This window comes from Streptomyces sp. NPDC059010, from assembly GCF_042740355.1.
Taxonomy (GTDB): Bacteria; Actinomycetota; Actinomycetes; order Streptomycetales; family Streptomycetaceae; genus Streptomyces.
The window spans coordinates 61,697-87,941 of sequence record NZ_JBHYJA010000023.1 but is presented as its reverse complement, the minus strand read 5'-3'; the positions used below and the strand labels follow the sequence as shown (position 1 = coordinate 87,941).

Sequence of the window (26,245 nt, the reverse complement as noted above, 5' to 3'; positions counted from 1 at the left end):
GCACGGCCTCACAGGCGTTACACTGTGACACATGACGCCTATTCGTCACAACCACTCGGACGGCGACACGGTGCTCGACGCGGTGCGCGACTGCGTCCTGGCCGTCGGAGTCCGCCGTACGACGCTGACCGACGTGGCCCGCCGCGCGGGTGTCTCCCGGATGACGCTGTACCGGCGGTGGCCCGATGTGCGCTCGCTGGTGGGGGACCTGATGACCCGGGAGTGGGTCGCGGTGGCCACCGGGGCCATGCCCGAGCGCCGGCCCGGGACGGACACGCGCGCCCTGATCGTCGAGGGGCTCGTGGCCGGGGCGAAGGACTTCCGTGCCCACCCGCTCTTCCAGAAGATCGTGGACGTCGACCCCGAACTGCTCCTTCCGTACGTCCTCGACCGGCGCGGCGCGAGCCAGGAGGCCCTGCTCGCCCTGCTCGCGGACGCGCTGCGGGAGGGGCACGCCGACGGGTCCGTCCGGGAGGGCCATGTCGAACGGCAGGCGCGGGCCCTGCTGTTGATCGTCCAGTCCTTCACGCTCTCGCTGCGGACGATGACCGACGAGGACGACACCGACCTGAGCAGCGAGGCATTCCTCGCGGAACTGCGCGGCATCCTGGAGAGGACCCTCACCCCATGAGCACTGCCACTCCCCCGGTCTCCGATTCGTCGCTGTCCGCGGCCCGGCGCTCGCGCGAGCTGGCCGAGACCGTCGGCGGTCCGGTCGTGGACGTCCTGGTCGTCGGGCTGGGCGCGACCGGCGCCGGGGCCGCCCTGGACGCCGCCGCGCGGGGTCTGACGGTGGCCGCCGTCGACGCCCACGACCTGGCGTTCGGCACCTCCCGCTTCAGTAGCAAGCTGATCCACGGCGGGCTGCGCTATCTCGCCTCTGCGCAGCTGGACGTGGCGCACGAGAGCGCGGTCGAGCGCGGGGTGCTGATGGAGCGCACGGCACCGCATCTGGTGCGCGCCCAGCCGTTCGTGCTGCCCCTGACTCCCCTGGTCTCCCGCGCCCAGTCCGCCCTGGCCTGGGCCGGATTCCGGGCCGGTGACACGCTGCGCCTGGCCGCCCGCACGGCCCGCGCCACCCTGCCCGCCCCGCGCCGTCTCTCCACGGTGGAGACCCGGCACCTCGCTCCCGCCCTGCGCACCCAGGGCCTGCGCGGCGGCCTGCTGTCCTGGGACGGCCGGCTCACCGACGACGCCCGTCTGGTGACGGCGATCGCCCGCACCGCCGCCGCCCGGGGCGCCCGCGTCCTGACCCGCGTCAGGGCCCTGGAGCTCACCGCGTCCGGCGCCCGCGTGCGCGACGAACTCACCGGCGAGGAGGGCGAGATCAGGGCCCGCGTCGTCATCAACGCCTCCGGCGTCTGGGCCGGCGGCCTGGTGGACGGCATCCGGATCCGCCCGTCCCGCGGCACCCATCTGGTCCTGCGCTCCGAGCACCTCGGCCCGCTGCCCGCAGGGTTGCACGTCCCGGTCCCCGGGGAGACCAACCGCTTCGTCCTCGTGCTGCCCCAGGGCGACGGCCGGGTCTACGTCGGCCTCACCGACGAGCCCGTCGAGGGTGACATCCCCGACGTCCCCGAGGTGCCCGAGTCGGACATCGGTTTCCTCCTCGACGTCCTCGGCTCCGTCCTGGACGTACCGGTCCGACGCGACGACGTCGTCGGGGCGTTCGCGGGGCTGCGACCGCTGCTCGACACGGCGCCGGACGACGGCTCCGGCGCCGCGCCCAGGACCTCCGACATCTCCCGCCGGCACGCGGTCCTCACCTCGTCGGAGGGTGTGATCACGGTGGTCGGCGGCAAGCTCACCACCTACCGGCGCATGGCAGAGGACGCCGTGGACGCGGCCGTCGCCGCCCGCCGCCTCACCGCCGGCCCCTCCCCGACCGCCTCCCTCCCCCTCGTCGGTGCCGCATCGCCCGACACCCTCGGCTCCGTGCGGGCACCGCGTCGCCTGGTCCAGCGCTACGGCACCGAGGCAGCGGCCGTGCGGGCGCTCGGTGCGCGCGATCCCCGGCTCAACGAACCCGTGCTGCCGGGGCATCCCGTCACCGGAGCCGAACTGCTGTGGGCCGTGCGCCATGAAGGTGCCCTGGACGAGGCCGATCTGCTGGACCGGCGTACCCGGATCGGGCTGGTGCCCGCGGACCGGGCGGCGGCGCTGGACGCGGTGCGCGAGGTGGTGGGCGACCTGTCGGCTCAGGTGGGTGAGCTGTAGGGGCGGGCGGCGGGGTGCGTCAGGCGTCAGCGCGCCGCCGGATCCGCCACACGTGGTCGTCCCGGAAGCCCTCCGCGCCGTCGGGTGAGACGCTCGCCTTGCGCACCGTTTCCCGTGTCCGCACGGTCCATTCGGCCTTCGGCAGGGCGAGCTCGTCGAGGACGCTGTCCAGGGTCGGGAACTGCGCCTCGAAGGGCGGCTCGGTCTGCCACGAGGGCCAGCCGGCGTGCATGACGATCAGCAGTGTGCCGCCCGCCGCGACCGCCGCCGCGGCCTGCCGCAGGACCCGCTGCTGGTCGAGTGCGACCGGGGACTGCAGGAACTGCGCGTTCACCAGGTCGAAGGAGCCCTCGGGGAACGTCTCTCCCAGCACATGACGTTCCCAGACCGTACGGTCGCCCACCCCTGCCTCGGCTGCGTGCCGGGCGGCACGTTCCAGCGCCGTGTGCGAGATGTCGACGCCGGTGACCCGCCAGCCGCGCGAGGCGAGCCACACCGCGTCGGCCCCTTCACCGCAGCCCAGGTCGAGCGCACTGCCCGGCCCGAGGTCACCGGCCTCACGGACGAGCAGCGCGTTGGGGCGACCGCTCCACAGGGGGCCGCCGTCGCGGTAGCGGGCTTCCCAGAACTCGGCGGCCCTGAGGGCGGCGGGCTGGGTCACATCGGGGGTCTCGGTCATGTCGCCTCCTGAGCGCGCGGGTGTCGTGGCGGGACCCGTCCGGGACCGGATCCACGCTCGGCCAGCGTGCGCGACTGAACGAACCGGGGCGAAGAGTCTTGCCGGTTCGGCAAAAACGCCCGGGCGGCCTGCGACCACGGACCGGGCGACGAGGGACCGGGCGCCCATGGACCGGGCGGCCACGGACCAGAGGACTGCTGAAACGCATACGCCCGCGATATCGCCTCCCGCCTTCAATGCGGGCATGGACCACAGCACATCACTGTCAGCCCCGGCCCGTCGTACCCGCAGGATCGTGATCGCCGCTCTGGCGCTCCTCGGTGCGGCGATCGCCGTGTTCGGGCCGGTCGGCACCGTACTGCGGATGCTGTCCATGCCACTGCGCAGACCCGAGTGGCACGTCTGGGTCGGCACGTTCAACGGCGTGGCGCTCATCACGGTGGCCGCACTGCCGTTGGCCGCGCTGGCGGCGTGGGCGCTGGCACGCCGTCGGAGTGCCACCGGCGTCACGGGGGCGTGGCGGATGTCGCTGGCCGAGGTCGGCATCGTCTACGGGACGGTGCCATGGGTGTGGATGATCATGTTGCCGGGCGACGAGGACGGCGCCGTGGTGAGCCTGGTACCACTGCGGGACCTGCTCACGATGGCGACCAGCCAGATCGTCGGCAATCTGCTGGTGTTCGCGGCGCTGGGGTTCCTCGCCCCGCTGCGGTTCAGGGCGCTGACGTCACTGCCGCGGATCCTGGCGCTGGCGGGAGGCTGCTCGGTCCTGGTCGAGACCGCGCAGTACGTACTGCGGCTCGACCGGGTGTCATCCGTGGACGACGTGCTGCTCAACACCGCCGGCGCCGTACTGGCCGCCCTGGCCTCGCGCCCCTGGTGGCGCGCTACGGCCCGAGCGTCGGGGATGCCGCGGGCAGTTCCACGGTGATGCGGAGCCCGCCGGCCGAGCGCGGGGTGAGGGTGAGGGTTCCGTCGTGTGCCTGGGTGATGGATTTGACGATGGCCAGGCCCAGGCCGACCCCTGCGTGGTCGGTGTGGATGCGCTCGGTGCCACGCCGGAACGGTTCGGTGAGTGTCGAGACCAGCTCTGGGGTGAGGTTCTCACCGGTGTTCTCGACAGTGAGCGCCACCGTCTTGGCGCGGACGCTCGTATGCACCCACACGGCGCCCTGTTCAGGCAGGTTGTGGACGATCGCGTTGTGCACGAGGTTCGTCGTCAGCTGCAGCAGGAGCGCGTGCGAGCCCATGGTGGGGGTGATGTCGCCGGAGGTTTCGAGGGTGACGCCGCGCTTCTCGGCGAGGGGGACGAGCGCTTCGGCGGCTTCTTCCGCCAGGAGGGACAGATCGACGTGTTCTCGGGTGAAGGACCGCTGGTCGGCGCGGCTGAGCAGGAGCAACGCCTCGGTGAGGACGATCGCCCGGCTGTTGACGGCGTGGAGGCGGTCGATGACTTCGCCGGCGTCGTGTGCCGGATCGGCGCGGGCCACATCGAGAAGTGCCTTCGAGACCGCCAGCGGGGTGCGCAGCTCGTGCGAGGCGTTGCTCGCGAATCTCCGCTGCTCGGCGACGTGTTCTTCGAGCCGGGCAAGCATGGCGTCGAAGGCATCGGCGAGTTCACGGAACTCGTCCCTGCGGCCCGGCAGCCGGATCCGGTGGGAAAGTGATCCGTTCGCCGCCGTACGTGTGGCGTGGGTGATCCGGTTCAGCGGGGCGAGCATCCGGCCGGCGAGGATCCACCCTCCCACGAGGCCGAACACCAGCAGGAACGCCATCACCGCGACCGCCCTCGGAGCGAACACGCTCAGCAGGACGGACCGGACGGGGAAAACGCCGTTGGTGGGCTTGTCGTCGGGGTTGATGAGCATCGCCCTGTTGGGGACGTAACGCAGGAGGAACAGCCACACCGCCGCGAGCAGCAAGGCACCTGCGACGATGAGGAATCCGGCGTAGCTGAGGGTGAGCTTGAAGCGAACGCTCACCCCGGGTGCCCTATCCACCGTCTCCTCCCTCGCGTCCGGCCTCCGCTCGCGCGTCGATGCGGTAGCCGACGCCCGGCACGGTGGCGATGATCCAGGGTTCGCCGAGGCGTTTGCGCAGTGCCGAGACGGTGATGCGCACGGCGTTGGTGAACGGGTCGGCGTTCTCGTCCCACGCCCGCTCCAGCAGCTCTTCGGCGCTGACGACGCCGCCTTCGGCGGCGACGAGGACTTCGAGCACGGCGAACTGTTTCCTGGTGAGCGCGACGTAGCGGCCGTCGCGGTGGACCTCGCGGCGGAACGGGTCCAGCCGCAGACCCGCGATCTCCCGCACGGGCGGCCTGTTGTGCGCGCGTCTGCGGTCGAGTGCCCTGAGTCTGAGCGCGAGTTCTTGCAGCTCGAACGGCTTCGTGAGGTAGTCGTCGGCGCCGAGTCCGAATCCGGAGGCCTTGTCGTCGAGACGGTCGGCGGCGGTGAGCATCAGGATCGGCAGACCGCTGCCGGAGGCGACGATGCGTTGGGCGATCTCGTCACCGGACGGTCCGGGGATGTCGCGGTCGAGGACGGCGATGTCGTAGGCGTTGATGCTCAGCAGTTCCCAAGCGGTGTCGCCGTCACCTGCGAGGTCGGCGGCGATCGCTTCCAGGCGCAGGCCGTCTCGGATGGCTTCTGCCAGATAGGGCTCGTCCTCGACGACCAACACACGCATGGTGCCGATGCTACGAGCCGACGCATATCGTCGGCGTATCGAAATCCGCATACATGCTGGCAACGCTGCTCTGCCTTGCCTGAGAGCATGCCTCGAACCCCGCGATTCGCACCCAAGACGCCCCGCCGGATTCGCCGGCTCCTTGTCCTCGGCCTGTTATGCGTCGTCGGCCTGTTGTGCGTCGTAGCAGCGATCACCGCAGCCCTCGGCTTCCGGTCGCAGAGTGCCTCGTCCTCCTCGCCCCCGTCACCATCCTCTTCGGCCGCACCCTCGCTCGGCGAGGCCGGCGGTGCCGTCCCCGACGGTGTGACGGTGTTCGACGACGGCTATCCCGCCGTGGCCAACCTCCGCCCCGATCTGCTCCGGGCCCTGCGCTCAGCGGCGGGGGACGCCGCTGAGGACGGCGTCAAGTTCTACGTCAACAGCGGCTGGCGTTCCCCGGAGCGCCAGGATCAGCTTCTTCGTGAGGCGGTCTCGAAGTACGGCTCGGAGGACGAAGCCGCCCGATGGGTGGCCACCGCGGACACGTCCCCTCACGTGTCGGGAGACGCGATCGACATCGGGGGATCCAATGCCACGGTGTGGCTGTCCGACCATGGTGCCGAGTACGGGCTGTGCCAGATCTACCGGAACGAACCCTGGCACTACGAACTGCGCACCGATGCGATCGATCGTGGTTGCCCGCGTATGTATGCCGACCCCACCCAGGACCCGAGGATGCGGCAGTGACCGGCCTGTTTCACTCCCCGGGCGCCTCCAGCCAGAAGCCCGCGCGGGTGCGCCAGAGGTCGAGCAGTGCCGTGTCGCCCCGGGTCTCGATGGTGGGTGCGGGGCGCCGGTAGAAGTACAGGAGCAGGTCCTTGACGGAGCCGCGGGCCGTCGCGGTCGCGTGGTCGGCACCGGGGCGCCAGTCCGGGCGTTCGCCGGTGAGGTCGACGAGCCATGCTCCGGCGTCGGTCGCGTCGAAGTGGAGCGTGCGGTCGGGGGCGAGCAGGTCGGGCAGGTCCGGCCGGGGCTCGAAGGCCTCGGGGAAGGTCGAGTACTCCAGCCACTCCTCGACCGCCTCGGCGGCGAGGTCGCTCTCCAGCGCGAACAGAGCTCCGGTCGCCTGGGCCGCGTCGGCGCGGTGCACGACGGTCTCGTAGGTCATGCGCCGGGCCCAGAACGCCACCGGCGCGGACCCGTCCTCCGAGGGGTTCCAGGCGTGGGCGCCGGGTCCGGCGGTGCGCAGGGCGTCGCTGAGGCGTTCGGCGCCTTCGAGGAGCCAGGGGATCAGGAAGGACTCGTCCTCACTGCGGTAGGCGGACAGGTCGTTCACCTGGTCGTCGGGGACCGGGCCGGTCGCCCGGGTCCGTACGATCTCCTCGGCCCAGCGATGGTCGCCGCCCACGTGCCGCAGTAGCTGGCCGAGGTTCCAGCCGGGGCAGGAGAGCACCGGCGCGGTCATGTCCGCGCCGCGTACATGGGCGGTGAGCCGTTCGGTCTGGGTGACGATCTCTTCGCAGTGGCGGTCGAAGGTCAGCGAGGTCATCGCCTCATGATGCCGCAGGGCACCCAACCGCCTTGTCGGTGGCCTCGGATACCGTATACCGCTGAGCAAGATCAGAAATCAGGGGTGGGGAGAGATCACGATGCTGGTGGGGGCGAGACGAGTCCGGTGCGGGCTGGCCCAGGTGGCCTTGCTGGCCGGGGTGCTGACGGGCTGTTCGGAGGCGGCGGAGGACGACTCGAAGGCGTCGGCCGGTGCTTCGGCGTCGGCCGAGGCGGCCAGTGACAGCGCTGCGGCGGTGAAGAGCGGCGGCACCATCGGCGGCGCCGGGTCGGCCTGCGAGCTGCCGGTCACGTTCGACATCGCCCAGTACTGGGAGGCGGAGGCCGTCGAGACCGGGGCGGACGAGGAGAAGGCGGCCGACGGCGACAGCGGTTCGGCCGATCCCGAGAAGGCAGAGCTGGCCGAGGACATCGCCGACGCGCTCCTGCACCAGGGCCCGGTCACGGCCGCGTGCGAGGTGGACGCCAAGCCGGCGGGGAACATCGGCTTCCTCCGTATCTGGACCGGCAAGCCGGGCGACGACGACGCACGCGCCGTGCTGGAGGCCTTCGTGGCGGCGGAGAAGAACACGAGCAAGGCCAAGTACAGCTCGTTCAAGACGGGCGGCGTCTCGGGAGTCGAGGTGAAGTACCTCTTCACGAGCAAGCTGCTGGAGGAGACGAAGGAGGAGTCCGCCCTGGCCGTCACCACGAAGAAGGGTCCGGTCGTCATCCACCTCGGCGGGATGGACACCGAGGAACACCAGCAGATGCTGCCGGCGTACGAACTCGCCAAGCGGACCCTGCGGGTGGGCTGAGCGGCAGGTGCCGGTGCGTCCGGCGCGGGCGGAAGAAGGTGCCGCGCCGGACACGTGCCCCGGGGTCGGTCAGGACGCCGCTCTACGACTGCTCACCCATGGTCGGTGAGGAAGCGGTCGAGGGCCGTCGTCAGTTCGGCGGGCTTCTCCACCGGCAGCTCATGGCCGGCGTCCACGATGCGGATCACCGCGTCCGGGTAGGCCTTGGCCATCCGCAGCATCTGGGAGACGGGCAGCTGGATGTCGTGGTAGCCGTGCACCATCAGGGTCGGCGTCCGTATCTCGCCGACCCTGTCCAGCACATCGAAGGCCCGCATGGCGCCGTACAGCGTCATGACGACCTCCCGGGGGGTGTCGGCGGAGGCCCGGATGTACTCGCGGATCTCCTCGCGCGGGTGCCCGGGGGCGAAGGCGCGCTGGATGTTGGCGGCGACGAACAGCTTGAAGGGGGCGAGTGTCGAGGCGGACATCAGCAGGGCCCGGCCGCGGCTGAAGGCCATCTTGGCGATGGAGTTCACCAGCACCATGCGCTCGACCCGCTCCGGGTGGGCCAGGGCGATGGTCTGGGCGATCATGCCGCCCATCGAGTGGCCGATGATCACGAACCGCTCGATCTTGAGGTGGTTGAGCAGGGCCAGGACGTCCGCCGCCAGGGCGCCGACCGTCCGCACTCCCGCCCCGGTGCTCTCCCCGTGCCCGCGCAGGTCGAGCCGGACGACCCGCCGCTGCTCGGAGAAGTGGGCCATCTGGTGGTCCCAGCGGTGCCGGTCGGCCGTCCAGCCGTGGACGAACACCAGGGGCACACCGTCGCCGTCGCGCGGGCCCTCGTCGTCGTACGTCAGCGCTGCGCCGTCGACTTCGAGCTGCGGCATGGTGGCCTCCTGGAGTGCGGGTTCTCGTCACCGATTCTGGTTACTGACCGGTACGGTAACCGGCCGCACCGGCTGCCGTCACCGGCGTTCGCCCAGGAAGTCGAGGATGTGCCCGAAGACGTCGAGGGCGGCCCCCCGGCCGAGGAACGTGTCGAGGTGGCCGTAGCCCGGTATCTCGGTGTAGGTGACGTCCAGTTGGGGCTGGCGGTGGGCGAGGACGTCGCGGCAGAGCTGCTGGGAGTCGAGCCAGAGGCCGTTCTCGCTGCCGGACAGGAGCAGGACCGGGGTGTCGATGGCGGCGGCCGCGTCGAGGGCGTTCCGCGGGAGGGCCCGGTAGCGGTGGTCGGTGTCGTGCCAGCGGACCACGGTGCGGGCGAGTTCGATGCGGCGCAGGTGCGGCAGGATCCACAGCGGGGCGGGGCCGAGGAGTTCGGCGAGGCGCTGGTGGGTGGTGTCGGTCAGATGCTCGTGGACGAAGAGCGAGGCGCCGGTCCCCCACGCCGAGTTGTGCAGGATCTGGCAGGTGGGGTCCGGGCAGGTCGCCCTGCGGGAGGCCAGGGCGAACAGGGGGGTGTACTTCGACCGCAGGCCGACCTTGCGGAAGTCGACCGGGATGTGGTCGATACGGGACTTGAGGAGTTCCCCGGCCAGCGTCATGCGCAGCGAGGTGCGGCCCGCGAGCTTCGGGGTGAGGAAGACGCCCTGGGAGACGACACCCGCCAGGCCGGGGACCAGGCCCGCCGTCATGCTCAGGGAGAGGGTCAGGGAGCCGATGCAGTGGGCGACGACGAACAGGGGGCGGTCGCCGATGCGGGTGCGGATGTGGCGGACGGCCTCGGGGATGTCGTAGAGGGCGACGTCGTCGTAGGTGTAGCGGCGGCCCGTCTCGTTGTACGGGAGCCGGCAGCTGCCCCGCCAGTCGAGCAGCCAGGGCTCGTAGCCGTCGTCCAGGAGGACGTCGACCAGGTTGCGGGTCTCGGGCAGCAGGAACATGTCGGCGGACGCGGTGTGTCCGTGCAGGAGCAGGACGGCGGGGCGGTCGCGGTCGCGGGCGCGGGCGCCGGGGTCGATGCGGGTCAGGCCGAGGCGTACGCCGTCGCTCGCGGTGAACGGGATCTCCTCGACCTTCGCCGGGTCGAGGCGGTGGTGGAGGGGGCGCAGGGTCGTGGTGGTCCTGACCTTGCGCAGGGCGGGCCGGGCCGGGGTCCTGGGGTTCGTCGTGCGGAAGATCATCGGTGGTGCTCCGTGGGGGTCTGGGTGCGGCGCAGGTCGAGCAGGTCCGCGGTGGCCCGGGCGAAGGGGCCGAGCAGTCCGCGGCCCATCTCCAGGCCGAACCAGGCGAGCCAGGTGAGCTTGGCGGCGCGCTTCTCCTGGCTGGTGAGGCGCGGGTCGACCTTGATGCCGTCGATCTGGTCGCGTACGTAGGAGTCGGCGGGGACGACGACCTCGCCCGCCAGGCTCGCGGGTTCGCCCTCGCGGCCGAGCTCCACGGTCAGGGCGCGGGTCTGGCGCCAGAGGTCGCGGCGGGCGCGGGCGTACTTGTGGCCTTCCAGCCACCAGCGTCCGCCGTCCAGGTCGGTCAACTCCAGTCGGTAGCGCAGGAGTTGATGGCGCAGTCCGTGCCGGTGCGGGATGCCTTCCTCGGGGCGGATCCAGATGTCGCCGCGTTCCACGGTCAGCGGGGCGGGGTGCAGGGCCGGGCAGGTGACCTCGCCGCGGACGTCGATGCGGCGGTCCGTGACCAGCTGGTGCATGCCCGCGATGGAGAGGGTCAGGGACATCGAGCACGGGGTGTCGGGAGTGGCTTCGACGGGGCCGACGCTGCCTTCGGTGGTCTCGGTGAACCACAGGTAGGGCTGGTCGTCCTTGTGCGGAAGCCGGGCCAGGCCGTCGTTCGCGAGGCGCTCGAACGTCTTCAGCTGGGCGCGGGCGTCGTAGCGGGCGGCGGGCGTGAGACCGAGGGCCTCCACCAGTGCCGCCGTGCGGTCGGCCGTGGCGGCCGGGCCCTTCAGGGTCGCCTCGCACAGCTTCAGGGCCGTCGGGCTCTGCAACACCCGGGTGAGGAAGCCCAGTTCGGGGACGGGGTCGGCCTCCAGGCGGGCCAGGGCGTCGGTGCGCCACTCGTCCCAGTCCTGGACGCGGACGTGCATTCCGCCGAGGGCCATGTCGCGGACGACGTCGTCGAGGGTGTTGGACACCCCGGTGAGGTTGTAGTCGAAGCCCCAGGCGTCGGGTTCGCAGATGGCGGCGACGGCGACGCGGCTGACCCAGTCGACGGGGGCGGCGTTGAGCTGGCGGAACGCGGGGACGGTGCGGAAGCGGCCGAAGGCCGAGATGAGGCCGCTGCTGAGGTCCTGGGCGTTGTAGGCGCCGGTCTTCGTGTGGCCGCCGATGCCGCCGGGCCGCAGGGCCGTGACGACCAGGCCGTGGTCGCGGGCGCGGCGCAGGGCGACTTCGGCGGCCCACTTGGTCTGGTCGTAGCCGGCGACGAGGCGGTCGATGTGGGCGAGGGGGTCGTCCTCGCCCATGGAGGGGATGCCGACCTCGTTGAAGACGGCGATGGAGGAGATGTGGTGCAGCGGCTTGGGGCGGCCGGTCGCGGCGAGTTCGGCGAGGGTGAGGGCGCCGAGGACGTTGCTGCCGCGCAGTGACTGGTAGCCGCGCAGGAAGTCCACGGCGGCCGCGACCGAGACGACGCTGTCCAGTTCGTGGGCGAGGGTGTTCCAGAGGTCGTCGGACAGGCCCAGGTGGGGGTCGCGGATGTCGCCGGGGAGCACGGTGATGCGGCGGCGGACCTCCGACGACCAGGGCAGCGCATAGCCCCTCAGCGCCTCGCCGAGCCGGGCCGTGGCCGCTTCCTCGTCGGCGGCCCGGACCAGGCAGGTGACGTGGGCGTCGCTGTGGCGCAGCAGGTCCAGGAGCATGTGGCTGCCGAGGAATCCGGTGGCGCCGGTCAGCAGGATGCGGCGGGGTGGGAGGGGGTCGGGCGAGGCGGTGAAGGGGAGGCGGTCGGCGAGGGCGAGGTCGGCGAGGATCTGGGTGAGGTCTTCGGGGCGGGCGGTGGAGTCCGGTGGGGTGCTGAGGAGGCTCGGGGCGGCCGTCGGCGAAGCCTGGAGTGCCGTAGGAGCAGCCGGTTCCGGTGCGACGGTCGCGGCTTCCGCGCTGCCGAGCCGGCGCCTGGCCAGGGCGACCGGCCGGGCGTCGGCGAACACCTCGTCCAGGTCGACCGACACGCCCAGCTCCGCCTCCAGCGCCGAGACCAGTTCAACGGCGCTCACGGAGGTGCCCCCGGCGTCGAAGAAGTCGGCGTCGGGCGCCAGCCGTCCCGCGGGGACGTGACGGCCCGCCACGGCTGCGATGGCGGCGGCGAGTCCACCGAGGTCACGCGGCCGTTCGGCCAGCTCGGCCGGCCCCGCGACCCTGGCCAGCAGGTCGGTCACGGTCAGGCCGATGCCGCCCCGCTCGATCGCCTCGGCGGTCGCCCGCTGGTCGGCGGCTGCCGACCCGTTGTCGTTCACGTCACGCATGAGAGCCCTTCACGGTGTTGCCCGGTCCCTTCATCGCTGCTTGTCCGCTCATCGCTGCTGGTCCGCCCATGGCTGCTCGTCCGCCCATGACTGCTTGTCCGCGCGTCCTCGGCGCTGCCCCCGTGCCGTCATGGCCGCCGCCAGGACCGGAACGTCCTCAGGTGCTCCGGCGTGACCACGGCCTCCAGCCGCTCGTCGTCCCGGTCGCCACCGCCCAGTGCCGCCAGCAGACGGCGGGCCGGGGTGTTGCGCGGGGTGCGTTCCGCGGTCAGGCGGATCTTGGCGCAGTCCAGTTCCTCGGCGCGGTCGGCCAGCCATTGCAGCAGACGTTCCTCGACGCCCCGGCCGAGCGCGCGGCAGCTCATCAGCCAGGCCAGGACGTCGAGTCGGTCGCCCTCACGGCGCACGGCGAGCAGGCCGATCTGGCCGTAGTCGCCGAAACGGTCCCGGGCGGACGCCGTCCAGACCTCGCCGCGTTCGCGCCACCGGGCGACGTCGCCGCCGTCGGCGGAGCGGGCGCGCAGCGTGAACTGGTTGGTGCGGCGCACGAGTTGCTCGGCCCGCCGCACATCGGCGTCGGACGACAGGGTCCGGATGTCGACCTCCAGTTCCAGCTGGTCCAGGAACTCCTCGAACCCGGCCTGTTCCCGTACGGCGTCCCGCTCACGTTCCTGCTCGTAGAACCGGGCCCGCAGCGCGTCCTCGGCCGTGGCCGCCGCCGGGATCAGCGGCCACAACCCGTCCAGGAACTCCGGAAGTTCGGCCTTTGGCGGGCAGGTCACCGACAGCACCTGTGGCAGCGCGGCCCGCATCCTGGCGATCTCGGCCGGGTTGTCGTCGAGGAACAGGAAGCTGTCCAGACCGAGGCCGAGTGTGCGGGCCGCCTCGGCCAGGCGGGTGGGTTTCGGGCCCCATTGCGCCGACAGCACGCTGAAGTGCTCGGCGTCCAGGGGACTGTCCGCGCGGTCCAGTACGGCGCGGACCGTGTCCTCGTCGTTGTTGCTGACCAGCACGAGCAGCGCACCCGCCGCCCGCCACCGCACCAGCCGGCGGGCGAGCAGGGCCCGTGGGCCGGTCAGGTCGACGGCCTCGGGGCCGATCTCCCCGGCCACGCCGCCCCACAGGGTCTCGTCGCCGTCCACCGCGATCACCTTCGGCGCGGGACGCCGGGCCGCACGGACGACCTCGGCGAGGCGCAGGGCCACGGCCGCCTGGAAGTGCGGGGTGAAGGGGAGGTGGGCCAGGCGTTCGGTCCGCTCGTCGAAGGGCTGCTCGACGGGGTGTCGGCGGGTCCAGTCGCCGGGGCCGAGCACGGCGATGCCGGGCACGTCGGCCAGTTCGGCGGCGATCTCCTGCTCCCACCGGCCGAGGCGGTCCTCGTGCTGTGCGGTGGGCAGGAAGCCGACGATCAGCGGCTTGCGGGTGCGGTCGGCCACCGTGCGCAGTGCGGCGGGGTAGGCGGTGCGCAGTTCGGCGAGCATCGCGTCGTCCACTGGGCCGAAGCGTTGCAGGTCCGCGGCCCGCAGCAGGACGACGCCCGCCGTGGTGGCCGGGTCGGTGAACACGCCGGACGGGTCGCGCAGGCTTGCCAGGACGTGGTGGTACGGGGCCTCCGCGACGGTCGTCACGCTGCCGTCCCCTGCCGACTCGCCGACCGCCGTCTCGCACATCAGGGGCAGGTTGCCGAGGGCGAAAGTGGCGGCGAGGGCGAGGGTGTGGGTGAGCGGCTGCCGCGGCTCAGGCTCCTCGGCGGGCGAACCCGCACTGACCTCACCGGCCCGTCCGGTCGGCGTCGTACGAACCGGCCCCGACGGATCCTCCGCCGTCTCCGCGAGCAGACGCAGCAGTTCCTCCCCCAGCTCGGTGGCCGTCGCCGCGTCCAGGATGTCGAGGTTGTGGTCGAGGCGGACGCGGCCCGCGTCCGGGGTCATGGTGATCATCAGGTCGAGGTCGGAGTAGCCGGTCCCCGCCGGCAGCACCTCCAGGCCGGTCAGCCCGCGCGCGGCGCGCACGTAGTTGAAGTACACCTCCACCAGCGGCGCGTTGGCCCGGTACAGGCCCTGTCCGGCCAGCACCGGCAGCACGTCGGAGAACATGGCGCCCTTGGTCAGCACCCGCTGCAGACGTCCGTCGGTGCGGCGCAGCACCTCCTCGACACGCTCTCCCGCGTTCGCCTCGGCGGGGAAGGGCACCGGCACGCCGAAGAAGCCCACCGCGTCGTAGGCGTCGGCGTGGATGCGGGTGTCGACGGGCACGGCGAGGACGAAGCGCTCCCGCTCGCGCCGCCTGGCCAGCAGGACGGTCACGGCACCGAGGCAGAAGGCGGCCGGGGTCACGGCGAGGCGGCTCGCGGCGGCCGAGATCCGGTCCGTGAGCCCGTCGGGGATCGGCACGGTGACGCTGCCGGCCCGGTACGAGCGGGTCTGCGGACGCGATCGGCTCAGGGTGAGATCGAGGCGCCCGCTGCCCCGGAACGCCTCGCGCCACTCGCTCGCGTCGGTGCTTCCGCCCGTCTGCTCGTCGGTCCGCTGTGCCTCGATCAGCAGGTGGACGTCGCGGTTGGTGACGCCGTCGCCGAGCGTGTCGCCGGACAGTTCGGTGTCGATCTCGCCCGCCACCAGCAGCAGTGACTGCAGATCGCTGACGGCGTGGTGGGCGCCGTAGACCAGGATCTGTCCCCGTTCGCCGCCGTCCAGCAGCTCGAAACGCCACAGGGGTGCGGCAGTCAGGTCGAACGGGGGCTCCAGGAGCTCGCGCAGCCGGTCGGCCGCGTCGAGGGCCGTGCTCTGCGGAAGGACCGTCCATCGCAGCGGTGGTTCCGGCATTTCGCGGTTCACGCTCAGCTGCCGTCCGCCCTCGTCCACGGTGACGATCGCGGTGCGCAGGGCCGCGTGGCGTGCGGTGAGGCGGGCGATGATGCCGGTGAGGGTCTCGCGGGTGGTCGGCGTGGTGAGGCGCACGGCCAGGCCCACGGCGTGGGCGGCGTCCGGCATACCGGGTCCGGCGCTGCGCAGCAGGCGTACGACATCGCGGGTCGCGGGGTGCTGTTCGGTCACCGGGGTGTCCGCCGTGCGCTCCGGCTGTTCCGCTGTCGTGGTCGCCTGTTCGGGAAGGGCCGTGCCGAGGGCCTGGGCGAGGCCGCGGATGTCGGCGGCCGAGAAGACGGTGGCGGCGGGGAGTTCGACGCCCAGTTCACGGGCGAAGGCATTGCGCAGCCGCACGAGCATCAGGGAGTCGAGGCCGAGTTCCTTCAGGGCCGTGGTCGCCGAGACCTGTACCGCGCCGCCGGAGACCTCGCCGACCCGGGCGCGTACGTATGCCTCCAGTCGTACGGCCCGTTCGGTGTCGGACGTCGCCGCGAACACCTTCTTGACCAGGTCGTCCGTGCCGGGGCTGCCCGTGGGCACGGTGATCAGGTCGGCCAGGATCGGGCGGGTGCGGGCCGCGTCGGGGTCGAGGGACAGCAGCTCCCAGTCCAGGGCCAGGGGGGCGAGCTGGCGGCGGTCGGTGGTCAGGACGCGTTCGAAGAGTTCGCCGCCGTCCTGCGCGGAGAAGGCGACCAGGCCCGAGCGGGCGGTCTCGCTGTCGCGGGCGCCGGACCCGGCCACCATCCCGACGCCCGACCAGGCGCCCCAGTCCAGGCTCAGGGCCCGACGGTCGGTGCGGGAGAGGTGGTGGGCCCAGGCGTCGAGGAAGGCGTTCGCCGCCGAGTACGGGCTCTGTCCGGCCGAGCCGAGCAGGCCCGCCGCCGATGCGAAGAGGACGAAGTCCGCCGCGTCCGGGGTGAGTTCGGTGAGCAGGGTGGTGCCGAGGACTTTGGGGGCGAGGACGCGCAGGACGCGCTCGTCGGTCAGGTTGGCGATCGTGGCGTCGTCCAGGACACCGGCCGCGTGGACGACGCCGGTGATCGGGCCGAGTGAGTGCCGTACGGCGTCCAGGGCGGTGGTGAGGCCGGCGCGGTCGGCGACGTCCGCGCGCGCCAAGTGCACGGTCACGCCCCGCTCTTCGAGATCCCGGATCCAGTCCGCGGCGTCCCCGGTGGGTGTGCCGCGGCTCATCAGGGCCAGCCGACGGGCGCCGCGGCGGACCAGCCGCTCGGCGACGACGCGCCCGAGGCCGCCGAGACCACCGGTGATCAGGTACACGCCGTCGGCGGTGACGGCACCGTGGCCGCCGTCGTCCGGGCGGGTGCGGGTCAGCCGGGGTACCAGCCGTCCGGCACCGCGCAGCGCCACGAGCCGTTCGTCGTCGGCGCCCCGCAGCTGGGTCCACAGGGCGTCGGTGCCGTCGGTCGGCGGGAGGTCGACGAGGGTGGCCCGCAGCTCCGGGTGCTCCTGTGCCACGGCGAGGCCGAAGCCCCAGGCAAGGGCCTGCTCGGGGCGGGTCACCTGGGTGCTGTCACCGGCGGCCTGGCTGCCCCGGACGACGACGAACAGGCGGGGCGCCCGGCCCGGCGCCCGGTCGGCGAGCGTCCGCACCAGATGCAGGGTGCTCAGACAGCACAGCCGGGCGGCCTCCTCGGCCGTGGCGGCGTCCTCGACCGCGGGCGCGTCGAGGGCCGACAACTGGACGACTCGCTCGGGCGGTTCGCTCGCGAAGGCCTCATCGAGAAGGCGGGCCAGATGCCGCGGGTCGGCCGGGTCCAGAACATAGCGGCCGGACCCCTCGGCGGCGAACTCCTCACCCCTGCGGGCGATCACATACGGCACCGAGGTACCCAGCCGGTCGGCGAGTTCGGCGGCCACACCCGACTCGTCGGCCAGGATCAGCCAACTCCCCGGCGCGGGCGGCTCGTTGGCGGGCGGACGAGTCTGCCAGCGGGTCTCGAACAGCGCCCCGTCGAGAGGTGAGAGCGCGGCGAGCTCGAACTCCTCCGCCACCAGGACGAGTTGATCGTCCTCGTCGTACAGCCGAAGGTCCAGGGTGGCGGTGTCGCCGGACGTGGAGCGCAGCTCACAGGTCACCCAGGCGGGGGTGGTGGGCCGTCCGGTGTGCCGGAGCCTGCCGACGCCGGCGGGCACGAACGCCCGGCCCTGGGGTGCGTCGCCGGGCAGCGCGGCCGTGTGGAAGGCGGCGTCCAGGACGGCCGGGTGCAGCAGATGACCGGCGGCGGGCCTGTCCTTGAGCCGGGCGAGGCTCGCGGAGTGGGTGCGGTGACCCGACTCCAGGCCCTGGAAGGCGGGGCCGTATTCGATACCGAGGGCGGCGAGTGCGCCGTAGACGGCTGGGAGGTCGACCTGTTCCGTGCACCGGGTGCGCAGGGTGGTGAGCGCCTCGCCCGGGACGGCGTCGGGTTCGGCCGGCCGGCCCACGGCGATGCGTCCGCTCACATGGCGTTCCCAGCGTGCCCGCTCGCCGGGCCCGGCCGGCGTCGAGGCGACCGTGAAGTCCCGGAAGCCGTCGGCGGCGGGGCGCAGGACCAGTTGCAGCCTGGTCGGGCGGGACTCGTCCAGGCGCAGCGGGCTGACGAACCTGATGTCGGCGAGCCGTATGTCGTCGCCGTCCTGCACGGCGGACGCCGCCTCCAGCGCCATGCCGAGGAAGGCGGCGCCGGGCAGCCAGACCTCGCCGGTGACCTTGTGGTCGGTCAGATAGGCGAAGCGGCTGTCCCGCAGGTCCACTTCGCTCTGGAAGAGATGCCGGTCGGCTTCGTCGCTGGCCTCCACATGGGTGCCGAGCAGCGGTGAGGCGCCGGTCGCGGCGGCCGGGGCGGGTGCGAGCCAGTGGCGTTCGCGGGCGAAGGCGTACGTCGGCAGGTCGACACGGTGGCCCGCCGGGAACAGCGCCGCCCAGTCGGGCGTGTGACCGGCCGTGTACAACTCTCCCAGCCTGTCCAGCAGTACGTCCCGCCCGCCCCGTTGCCGGCGCAGCGAGCCGACGCTCACCGCGTCGATGCCGGCGTCGGCGGCCACCGCCTCGACGGACGAGCCGAGCGAGGGGTGCGGGCTCAGCTCCACGAAGTAGCGGTACCCGTCGTCCAGCATGCGTCGGACGGTGTCCGCGAAGCGGACCGGCTCGCTGAGGTTGGCGTACCAGTACTCCGGGTCCAGGCGGTCGCCGGTCACCGGCTCCGCGAGCACCGTCGAGTACAGCGCCGTCGCGGGGTGCGCGGCGGGCCGGATACCGCGGACGCGGTCGAGCAGTCCGGCACGCAGCGGGGCCATCAGCGGGGTGTGCGAGGCGAACGGTGTCGACAGCGGCCGGGCCTCGATCCCCTGCTCGTCCAGGCTCCGGCGCAGCTCGGCCAGTGCGTCGCCGTCGCCGGAGACGGCCGTGGAGTGCGGGCTGTTGACGGCGGCGACGAAGAGCCGGCCTGGGTAGGGGGCGAGCAGTTCCTCGACCCGGGGGCGCGGCAGGTTCAGGGAGAGCATGCCGCCCTTGCCCACGGCCGGTACGACGGCCCCGGCGCGCCCGGTCACCACGGCGACGGCGTCGTCCAGGGTGAGGGCGCCCGCGCTGTACGCGGCGGCGATCTCGCCCAGGCTGTGGCCGGTCACGGCGTCGGGGGTGACGCCCAGCGAGCGCCAGGCGGCCGTGAGCGCCGCGTTCACCGCGAACAGCGCCGGTTGCAGATACTCGGTCCGCTCCAGTGGGGAGAACTCCTCGGGCGCCCGCAGCGCGTTGAGCACGGACCAGCCGGCGTGCCGCTGTACGGCCTCGTCGATCCGCGTCAGCTCCTCGCCGAACGCCTCCGACTCCCCCATCAGGTCGAGCCCCATGCCGGGCCACTGACCACCGTGTCCGGCGTAGACGAAGGCGACCTTGCCGGTCTGCTCCGCACGTGGCGGGGGAAGCGGGACCCGTCCGGCCGCCAACTCGCCCAGTACGGACCGCAGTTCGCCGCGGTCCTCGGCGACGATCGCCGCTCGCCGCTCAAGGTGGCTGCGGTGGCGGGCCAGGGTGTAGGCCACGTCGGGCAGTGCCGCGCAGTCGTCGGCGAGGTGGCGCGCAAGAGCGGCGGCCTGGCCGCGCAGACCCGCCTCGCTGCGGCCGGACAGGACCAACAGGCCCTTGCTCGCGGGAGGTTCGTCCGCGGATCCGGGGCCGAGGGGCCGGGCCTCCTCCACGATCACATGCGCGTTGGTTCCGCTGATCCCGAACGCGCTCACCCCCGCGCGCCGCACCCGCTCCGCCGACGCGGGCCACGCCACCTGCTCGCGCAGCAGATGCAGTCCGCTGTCCGCCCACTCGACGTGGCGGCTGGGTGTGTCGGCGTGCAGCGTGGGCGGCAGGGTCTCGTGGTGCAGCGACTGCACGACCTTGATCAGGCCGACCACGCCCGAAGCCGCCTGGGTGTGGCCGACGTTGGACTTCAGCGACCCCAGGTACAGCGGGCGCCCCTCGGGCCGGGTGCCGCCGAAGACCTCGGCGAGGGCGTTGGCCTCGATCGGGTCGCCCAGGGTGGTGCCCGTGCCGTGGGCCTCGACGTGGTCGATGTCGGCGGGCCGGAGCCCGGACTGTTCCAGCGCGCGCCGGATCACCTGCTCCTGGGCCGGTCCGTTCGGTGCGGACAGGCCCTGGCTGCGGCCGTCCTGGTTGACGGCGGTGCCGCGCAGCACGGCGAGGACACGGTCACCGTCGCGCCGGGCGTCGCTCAGTCGTTTCAGTACGACCATGCCGGCGCCCTCGGCCCAGATGGCACCGTCGGCGCCGTCGGAGAAGGAGCGGCAGCGGCCGGTCGGCGACAGGCCGCGCAGTCGGCTGAACTCGACGAAGGTCTGCGGCGTGACCATCAGGGTGACGCCGCCGGCGAGCGCCAGATCGCACTCGCCCGCGCGCAGCGCCTGCGCCGCCAGATGCACGGCCACCAGCGAGGACGAGCACGCGGTGTCCACGGTCATCGCGGGCCCGTTGAGCCCCAGGGTGTAGGCGAGCCGTCCGGAGGCGACGCTCAGGGCGGAGCCCGTACCGACGTAGCCGTCGAGCTGGTCGAGCCGGGTGCCGGAGAGGTAGTCGCTGCCGAACATGCCGACGTACACGCCCGTGCCGCTGCCCGCCAGGTCGGCGGGCACGATTCCGGCGCGCTCCAGCGACTCCCAGGCGGTCTCCAGCAGCAGGCGCTGCTGCGGGTCCATGGCCGCCGCCTCCTTCGGGGTGATGCCGAAGAACCCGGCGTCGAAGGAGTCGATGTCGTCGAGGAAGCCGCCCTCGCGGGCGTAGGACTTGCCGGGGGCGTCCGGGTCGGGGTCGTAGAGCGACTCGACGTCCCAGCGTCCCGCCGGGAAGGGGCCGACCGCGTCACGTCCCTCCGCGACGAGGCGCCACAGGCCGTCCGGGTCGCTCACGCCGCCGGGCAGCCGGCAGGCCATGGCGACGAGGGCGACGGGCTCGTCCGGGGCGGCCTTGGGCGCGGGCGCCGCTGCACGACCGGCGCGGGCGGTGGTCGCGAGGGCGCCGGTCAGCAGGTGGTCGGCGAGGCGGTTGGGCGTCGGGTGGTCGAAGAGGAGGGTGGCGGGGAGCTTGGTGCCGATGCGCGCGCTGATGCGGTTGCGCAGGTCGACCGCCGTCACGGAGTCCATGCCGAGGTCGCGCAGCGGCTGGTCGGGGCGGACGGACTCCGCCGAGCGCAGCCCGAGCGCGTGCGCGGCCTCCTCGCGGACCAGGGCGAGGACGCGTGCGGCACGCTCGGCCTGCGGAAGCCGGGCCAGCCGGTCGGCCAGGGTGTGAACGCCGGGACCGCCCGGACCGCCGGAGCCACCAGGGCCGCCGTGGCGGTCGGGGCGGGGTGCGGGAAGCAGGGAGCGCCACAGTGCTCCGGCCGGTGCGGCGGCCCGCAACCGGGGCAGGTCCAGCGCCCAGGCGACCAGGTGCGCGGCATCGCGCCGCAGGGACAGCTCGGTCAGCTCACGGCCCTGTTCGGGACTGAGGGCGCGGTGGCCGAGGCGGGCCATCCGCTCCAGGTCGGCGTGCTCGGCGGCGAGCCCCTCCCCCGCCCAGGCACCGAACGACACCGAGACGCCGGGCAGGCCCAAGGCACGTCGGTGGTGGGCGAGTTGGTCGAGGAAGGCGTTGGCGGCTGCGTAGTTGGCCTGCCCCGCGTTGCCGACGACGCCCGCGGCCGAGGAGACCAGCAGGAAGAGGTCCAGCGGGTGTTCGGCGGTGAGCCGGTGCAGGTGGGTGGCGCCGTCGACTTTGGGGCGCAGCACCTGTGCGAGACGTTCGGGCGTCAGTTCCGCCACCACGCCGTCGGCGAGGACTCCGGCACAGTGGACGACACCGCGCAGGGGCGCCTCGTCGCCGACACGGGCCAGCACGTCCGCCACCGCCGCCGCGTCCGCGACATCGCAAGCGGCGACCTCGACCTCGGCGCCGAGCGCGGTGAGTTCGGCGGTGACATCGGCCGTGCGGGGGTCTTCGGGTCCTTGGCGGGACGTCAGCAGGAGACGGGGGACGCCGTTCTCGGCGAGCAGGCGCGCCATATGCCGGCCTACGGCGCCGAGGCCTCCGGTGATCAGCACCGTGCCGCCGGTGGGGATCGCCACGGGGCGCCCGGGCGGCGCGGGACGGGCCCGCACGAGGCGCGGGGCGAGCAACTCGCCGCCGCGCCATGCGAGTTCGGGCTCATCGGCGTGCGCGGCGACGGAAGGCAACTCCGGAGCGTCGTCACCGTCGATGTCGAGCAGCGTCAGCCCGAGCTCGGGGTGCTCGGCCCGGGCGCTGCGGGCCAGACCCCACAGCACCGACTGAGCGAGCCCGGGAACCGGGTCCCCTTCGCAGGCCGAGACGGCCCCGCGCGTCACCCACACGGTGCGTGCGGGTGCCTCGTCCGGTGGGAGGGCGACGAGCGTCTGCAGTTCGGCGAGGGCCTCGGCCGCCAACTCATGGGCTGCGCGGGCCGGTTCGAGACCGGCAGCCGGGTCGGGCCAGAACCGTACGACGGTGTCGGCAGCGCCCCCGTCGCCGGTCGTCTCCTGCGCTACGGCCGTCCACGCCACCTCGTACAAGTGGCGCCCGTTCTCCGAGCCGCCGCTCAGGTCGGCCGGACTCACGGCGCGCAGGCGTACCCCCTCCAGGCGTCCCGCCGGAAAGCCGTCGGCGTCCCACAGGCGCACGTCCAGGGTGAGGTCGGTGCCGGAGCCGCCGGTGCGGCGTACGGACGCCGTGAGGTCGCTCGCGCCGCCGGGCGGCAGGACACAGCGGCCTACCGCGACCGGCAGCAGGACCCGCTGGTCGGCGGTGTCGAGCACGGCGGTCACCTGGAGGGCGGCGTCCAGGAGGGCCGGGTGCACCGGGTAGGGGTCGGCCGTGTCGCGGGCCACGGGCGGCAGTGAGAGGCGGGCCAGGAGGGTGCCGTCGCCGGTCGCGGCTGCCTGGCGTACGCCCTGGAAGGCGGGGCCGTAGCCGAGGCCGAGTGCGGTGAGCCGCTCGTAGGTGTCCTCGGTCCAGGCCGGTTCGGCCGTCTCGGGCCATGCCGGTGGCTCGTCGGCCGGCGTGGCGGCCGGCTCGGCGGCGGACGCGGTGGCGTGCAGGGTCCAGTCCGTGGCCTCCTGGTCGCGTGGACGGCTGTGGACCGTGATCTCCGGTACGGGACCGGCGGTCACCACCTCGACGGACACCTCGACCGTGCCGGTGCCCGGCAGGACGAGGGGCGCCAGGAGGAGCAGGTCGGTGACGTCGGCGGGGGTGTCCGGGCGGGCCACGTCGAGGGCGGCCCGGCAGAGTTCCATCAGGGTGGTGCCCGAGACCACGGTCCGGCCGAAGACGGTGTGGTCGGGCAGCCAGTCGGCGGTCGCCGGGGACCACTCGTTCCGGAAGGTCCAGCGGGTCTCGTCCGCCGACTGGAGCTGGATGCCCAGCAACGGGTGCGCCGCGCGGTCGAAGAGACCGGGGGCGGTGGCGGAGGCGGCGGGCTCGGTCCAGTGCCGCTGGGTGTCCCAGGCGTACGTCGGCAGGTCCGCGGGGGCGGTGTGCGGGACCAGGCGGCGCCAGTCGATCCGCCGTCCGTGGACGTGGAGTTCGGCGGCGGCGCGGTCCAGGCAGCCGGGGCCGTCCTCGTCGCGGCGCAGCGATCCGACCGCGACCAGGTCCTCGTCGACGGTGCGCAGGGCGGTGAGCAAGGAAGGATGCGGGGCGAGTTCGACGAAATAGCGGTAGCCGTCGGCGGCCATGCGCTCGACGGTCGGCGCGAAGCGGACGGGCTCGCGCAGGTTGGTGTACCAGTAGTCGGCGTCGAGTTCCTCGGTGACCGGCTCGCCCGTGACCGTGGAGTACCAGGCCACGGACGTGGGGTAGGTGGCGACTCCGTCGAGTTCGTCAAGGATCGTGGTACGGACGGGCTCGACCCGGTCGGTGTGGGAGGCGTAGTCGACGTCGAGGCGACGTACGAAGATCTGCTCCCGGTCGAGGTCGCCGACCAGGGCTTCTACGGCCTCGACGGCTCCGGCGACGACGGTCGAGCGACCGCTGTTGAGGGCGGCGACACCGATCCGGCCTGCGTGGTCGGCGAGTCGGGCCTCGACCTCGGTGTGCGGCAGGGCCACGACGGCCATCGTGCCGGTGCCGGACAGCTCGGTCAGGGCCTGGCTGCGCAGGGCGACCACGGCCGCGGCGTCGTTGAGGCTGAGCGCCCCGGCGACGCAGGCGGCGGCGACCTCGCCCTGGCTGTGTCCGACGACCGCGTCCGGCCGGACGCCGCGGGCCCGCCACACGGCCGCCAGCGACACCATCACGGCGAAGAGCACCGGCTGGACGACGTCGACGCGGTCCAGGTCCGGGGCGCCGGCGTCGCCGCGCAGCACGGACGTCACCGACCAGTCGGTGAACGGGCGCAGGGCGGCGTCGCAGCGGTCGAGCTCTTCGGCGAACACGGGGTCGCGGTCGAGCAGATCGCGTGCCATGCCGGGCCACTGGGATCCCTGCCCGGGAAAGACGAACGCCAACTGCCCTGCGGGCAGGGTCCGTTGGGGGCCGATGGTCAGGTCCGTGTCGGGCCGGTCCTCGGCGAGTGCGCGCAGGGCGGTGAGCAGTTGGGCGCGGTCACTCGCGTGGACGACGGCCCGGTGCTCGAAGTGTGTGCGGTGGTGGGCCAGCGTCGCGGCCACGTCCGGGAGCGGCAACTCGGGCTGCCGGTCGAGGGTTTCGAGGAGGCGGTCCGCCTGTCCCCGGAGCGCGGGGAGGGTGCGCGCGGACAGCGGGAAGAGGATCGTCCCTGTGAGGCCGCCGGACGCCTGGGGCTGAGGCTGGGGCTGCACTTCGGGTGCTTCCTCCAGCACCACATGGGCGTTGGTGCCGCTGATCCCGAAGGCGCTCACCCCGGCCCGCCGTACCCGCTCGGGGTCCCGTGGCCAGGCTCGGGCCTCGCCGAGGATCCGCAGCCCGCTGTGCGCCCAGTCGATGTGCCCGGTCGGGGCCTCGGCGTGCAGGGACGCCGGTATGCGTTCGTGCTGGAGGGCCAGTACGGTCTTGATCACGCCGCCGATGCCCGCGGCGGCCTGGGTGTGGCCGATGTTGGACTTCAGTGAGCCGACGCCGAGAGGCCGGCCGGCGGGGCGGTCGGGACCGAAGACGGCGGCCAGGGCGCGGCCCTCGATGGGGTCGCCCAGCCGGGTGCCGGTGCCGTGCGCCTCGATGTGGTCCAGGTCGTGCGGCCGGAGCCCGGCGGCGTCGAGGGCGGCACGCAAGGCGCGTTCCTGGGCGGGGCCGTTGGGGGCGCTCAGGCCCTGGCTGCGGCCGTCCTGGTTGATCGCCGAGCCCTTGACGACGGCGAGGATCCGGTCACCGTCGCGGCGTGCGTCGGCCAGCCGCTTCAGCAGCACCACACCGCAGCCCTCGGCCCACACCACACCGTCCGCGTCGGCCGAGAACGGGCTGCACCGCCCGGACGGCGACAGTCCGCCCAGCCTGCTGAACTCGACGTGCCCACGAGGCGTCACCAGCAGCGTCGCACCGCCCGCGAGCGCGAGGTCGCACTCGCGGCCCGCCAGCGCCCGCGCCGCCAGATGCAGCGCCACCAGCGAGGACGAGCAGGCGGTGTCGACGGTGACCGCCGGGCCCTGGAGGCCGAGCGTGTAGGCGATCCGGCCGGACGCCACACTGGACGCCGAGCCGGTGCCGACGTGCCCGTCGAGCTGATCCAGGGCGGCCGAGGCCAGGTAGCCGCTGTCGTACAGGCCGATGTAGACGCCCGTGGAGCTGCCGTTGAGTGTCTCCGGGACGATCCCGGCGCGTTCGACGGCCTCCCAGCCGGTCTGCAGGAGCAGCCGTTGCTGGGGGTCCATGGCCGCGGCCTCGCGGGGTGAGATCCCGAAGAAGGCCGCGTCGAAGCGGTCGATGCCGGTGAGGTAGCCGCCGTGCAGCGAGTACGCCTTGCCGGTGGCGTCCGGGTCGGGGTCGTGCAGCCCCTGAGTGTCCCAACGGCCCGCCGGCGCCTCGGTGATGGCGTCCTCGCCCGCGGCCAGCAGCCGCCACAGCGCTTCGGGGTCGTCGGCGCCACCGGGGAAGCGGCAGGCCATGGAGATGATCGCGATGTCGTCGTGCTGCCGGACGGGGTCACCGGCCGGAGCGGGGCTCGCGGTCACCCGATGGGCCGCCGCCGTCGGCCCGTCCTCGAAGACCCCCTGGGCGAGTTCGGCGATGGAGGGGTGGTTGAAGACGAGGGACGGGTCCAGGGTCCGGCCGGTCAGCGCGGACAGCTCGGCGGCCAGTGTCACCAACTGCCGTGATCCCAGCCCGAGTTCGGCGAGCGGCCGGTCCGGCTCGATGGCCGGCCGGTCGAGCCCGGTCGCCTCGGCGACGGCCGACTCCAGCCAGGTCCGCACGCCCTCCGGGGTGGTCAGGGACGGGTTGGGGGACTGCTTCGGGGACTCGTGCGCAGGCATCTAGACAGGTGTCCTCGTGGATTCGGGCATGGGCGGGGGCCGTACGGCCCGCGGGGCGCGGGTGTCGGTACGGCTGCTGCGGGCGTCGCGGCGCCGG

General features: G+C 73.2%; 13 protein-coding genes. 5 read left to right on the top strand and 8 right to left on the bottom strand.

Annotation, left to right across the window (positions count from 1 at the left end):
• Positions 1-31 precede the first annotated feature (31 nt).
• Both ACFWYS_RS24900 and ACFWYS_RS24895 read left to right on the top strand, forming a co-directional pair.
• A complete protein-coding gene (locus tag ACFWYS_RS24900; RefSeq protein WP_384772949.1) occupies positions 32-631 on the top strand; it encodes a TetR/AcrR family transcriptional regulator in 600 nt (199 codons plus the stop codon).
• Positions 628-2,217, top strand: a complete 1,590-nt coding sequence (locus ACFWYS_RS24895) for a glycerol-3-phosphate dehydrogenase/oxidase (RefSeq protein ID WP_384772946.1) — start codon at positions 628-630, stop codon at positions 2,215-2,217. The genes ACFWYS_RS24900 and ACFWYS_RS24895 overlap by 4 nt, the downstream gene beginning before the upstream one ends.
• A 19-nt stretch (positions 2,218-2,236) precedes the next feature.
• Here the strand turns inward: ACFWYS_RS24895 and ACFWYS_RS24890 are convergent, their stop codons facing one another.
• A complete protein-coding gene (locus ACFWYS_RS24890) occupies positions 2,237-2,896 on the bottom strand; it encodes a class I SAM-dependent methyltransferase (protein ID WP_384772943.1) in 660 nt (219 codons plus the stop codon).
• Between the two features lie 244 nt (positions 2,897-3,140).
• Between ACFWYS_RS24890 and ACFWYS_RS24885 the strand changes: the two genes are divergently transcribed.
• On the top strand, positions 3,141-3,827 hold the full coding sequence (locus tag ACFWYS_RS24885; protein WP_384772940.1) for a VanZ family protein: 687 nt from the start codon (positions 3,141-3,143) through the stop codon (positions 3,825-3,827).
• Here the strand turns inward: ACFWYS_RS24885 and ACFWYS_RS24880 are convergent.
• Complete coding sequence (locus ACFWYS_RS24880; RefSeq protein WP_384772937.1) at positions 3,784-4,878, bottom strand: sensor histidine kinase; 1,095 nt, start codon at positions 4,876-4,878, stop codon at positions 3,784-3,786. The two genes, ACFWYS_RS24885 and ACFWYS_RS24880, sit on opposite strands and share 44 nt — an antisense overlap.
• Positions 4,879-4,888: 10 nt before the next feature.
• Complete coding sequence (locus ACFWYS_RS24875) at positions 4,889-5,584, bottom strand: response regulator transcription factor (RefSeq protein WP_384772935.1); 696 nt, start codon at positions 5,582-5,584, stop codon at positions 4,889-4,891.
• Between the two features lie 87 nt (positions 5,585-5,671).
• Between ACFWYS_RS24875 and ACFWYS_RS24870 the strand changes: the two genes are divergently transcribed.
• A complete protein-coding gene (locus ACFWYS_RS24870) occupies positions 5,672-6,313 on the top strand; it encodes a M15 family metallopeptidase (RefSeq protein WP_384772932.1) in 642 nt (213 codons plus the stop codon).
• A gap of 10 nt (positions 6,314-6,323) precedes the next feature.
• Here the strand turns inward: ACFWYS_RS24870 and ACFWYS_RS24865 are convergent, their stop codons facing one another.
• Positions 6,324-7,115, bottom strand: a complete 792-nt coding sequence (locus ACFWYS_RS24865; RefSeq protein ID WP_384772930.1) for a maleylpyruvate isomerase family mycothiol-dependent enzyme — start codon at positions 7,113-7,115, stop codon at positions 6,324-6,326.
• A gap of 100 nt (positions 7,116-7,215) precedes the next feature.
• Here ACFWYS_RS24865 and ACFWYS_RS24860 point away from each other — a divergent pair, with 100 nt between their 5' ends.
• Entirely contained in the window at positions 7,216-7,932 is a 717-nt protein-coding gene (locus tag ACFWYS_RS24860; protein ID WP_384772927.1) for a lipoprotein, read from the top strand.
• Between the two features lie 92 nt (positions 7,933-8,024).
• Here ACFWYS_RS24860 and ACFWYS_RS24855 read toward each other — a convergent pair whose 3' ends face one another.
• The 4 genes from ACFWYS_RS24855 to ACFWYS_RS24840 all read right to left on the bottom strand — a co-directional run bounded on the left by ACFWYS_RS24855 (position 8,025) and on the right by ACFWYS_RS24840 (position 26,148).
• The gene (locus tag ACFWYS_RS24855; protein WP_384772924.1) at positions 8,025-8,804 is read right to left on the bottom strand and encodes an alpha/beta fold hydrolase; all 780 of its coding nucleotides are present in this window, start codon (positions 8,802-8,804) and stop codon (positions 8,025-8,027) included.
• 78 nt (positions 8,805-8,882) lie between these two features.
• Positions 8,883-10,037, bottom strand: a complete 1,155-nt coding sequence (locus ACFWYS_RS24850) for an alpha/beta hydrolase (RefSeq protein ID WP_384772921.1) — start codon at positions 10,035-10,037, stop codon at positions 8,883-8,885.
• On the bottom strand, positions 10,034-12,331 hold the full coding sequence (locus ACFWYS_RS24845) for a thioester reductase domain-containing protein (RefSeq protein WP_384772919.1): 2,298 nt from the start codon (positions 12,329-12,331) through the stop codon (positions 10,034-10,036). The genes ACFWYS_RS24850 and ACFWYS_RS24845 overlap by 4 nt, the downstream gene beginning before the upstream one ends.
• Positions 12,332-12,459: 128 nt before the next feature.
• Positions 12,460-26,148 (bottom strand): SDR family NAD(P)-dependent oxidoreductase, encoded by a 13,689-nt coding sequence (locus ACFWYS_RS24840; RefSeq protein WP_384772916.1) that lies wholly within the window; start codon positions 26,146-26,148, stop codon positions 12,460-12,462.
• Positions 26,149-26,245 lie beyond the last annotated feature (97 nt).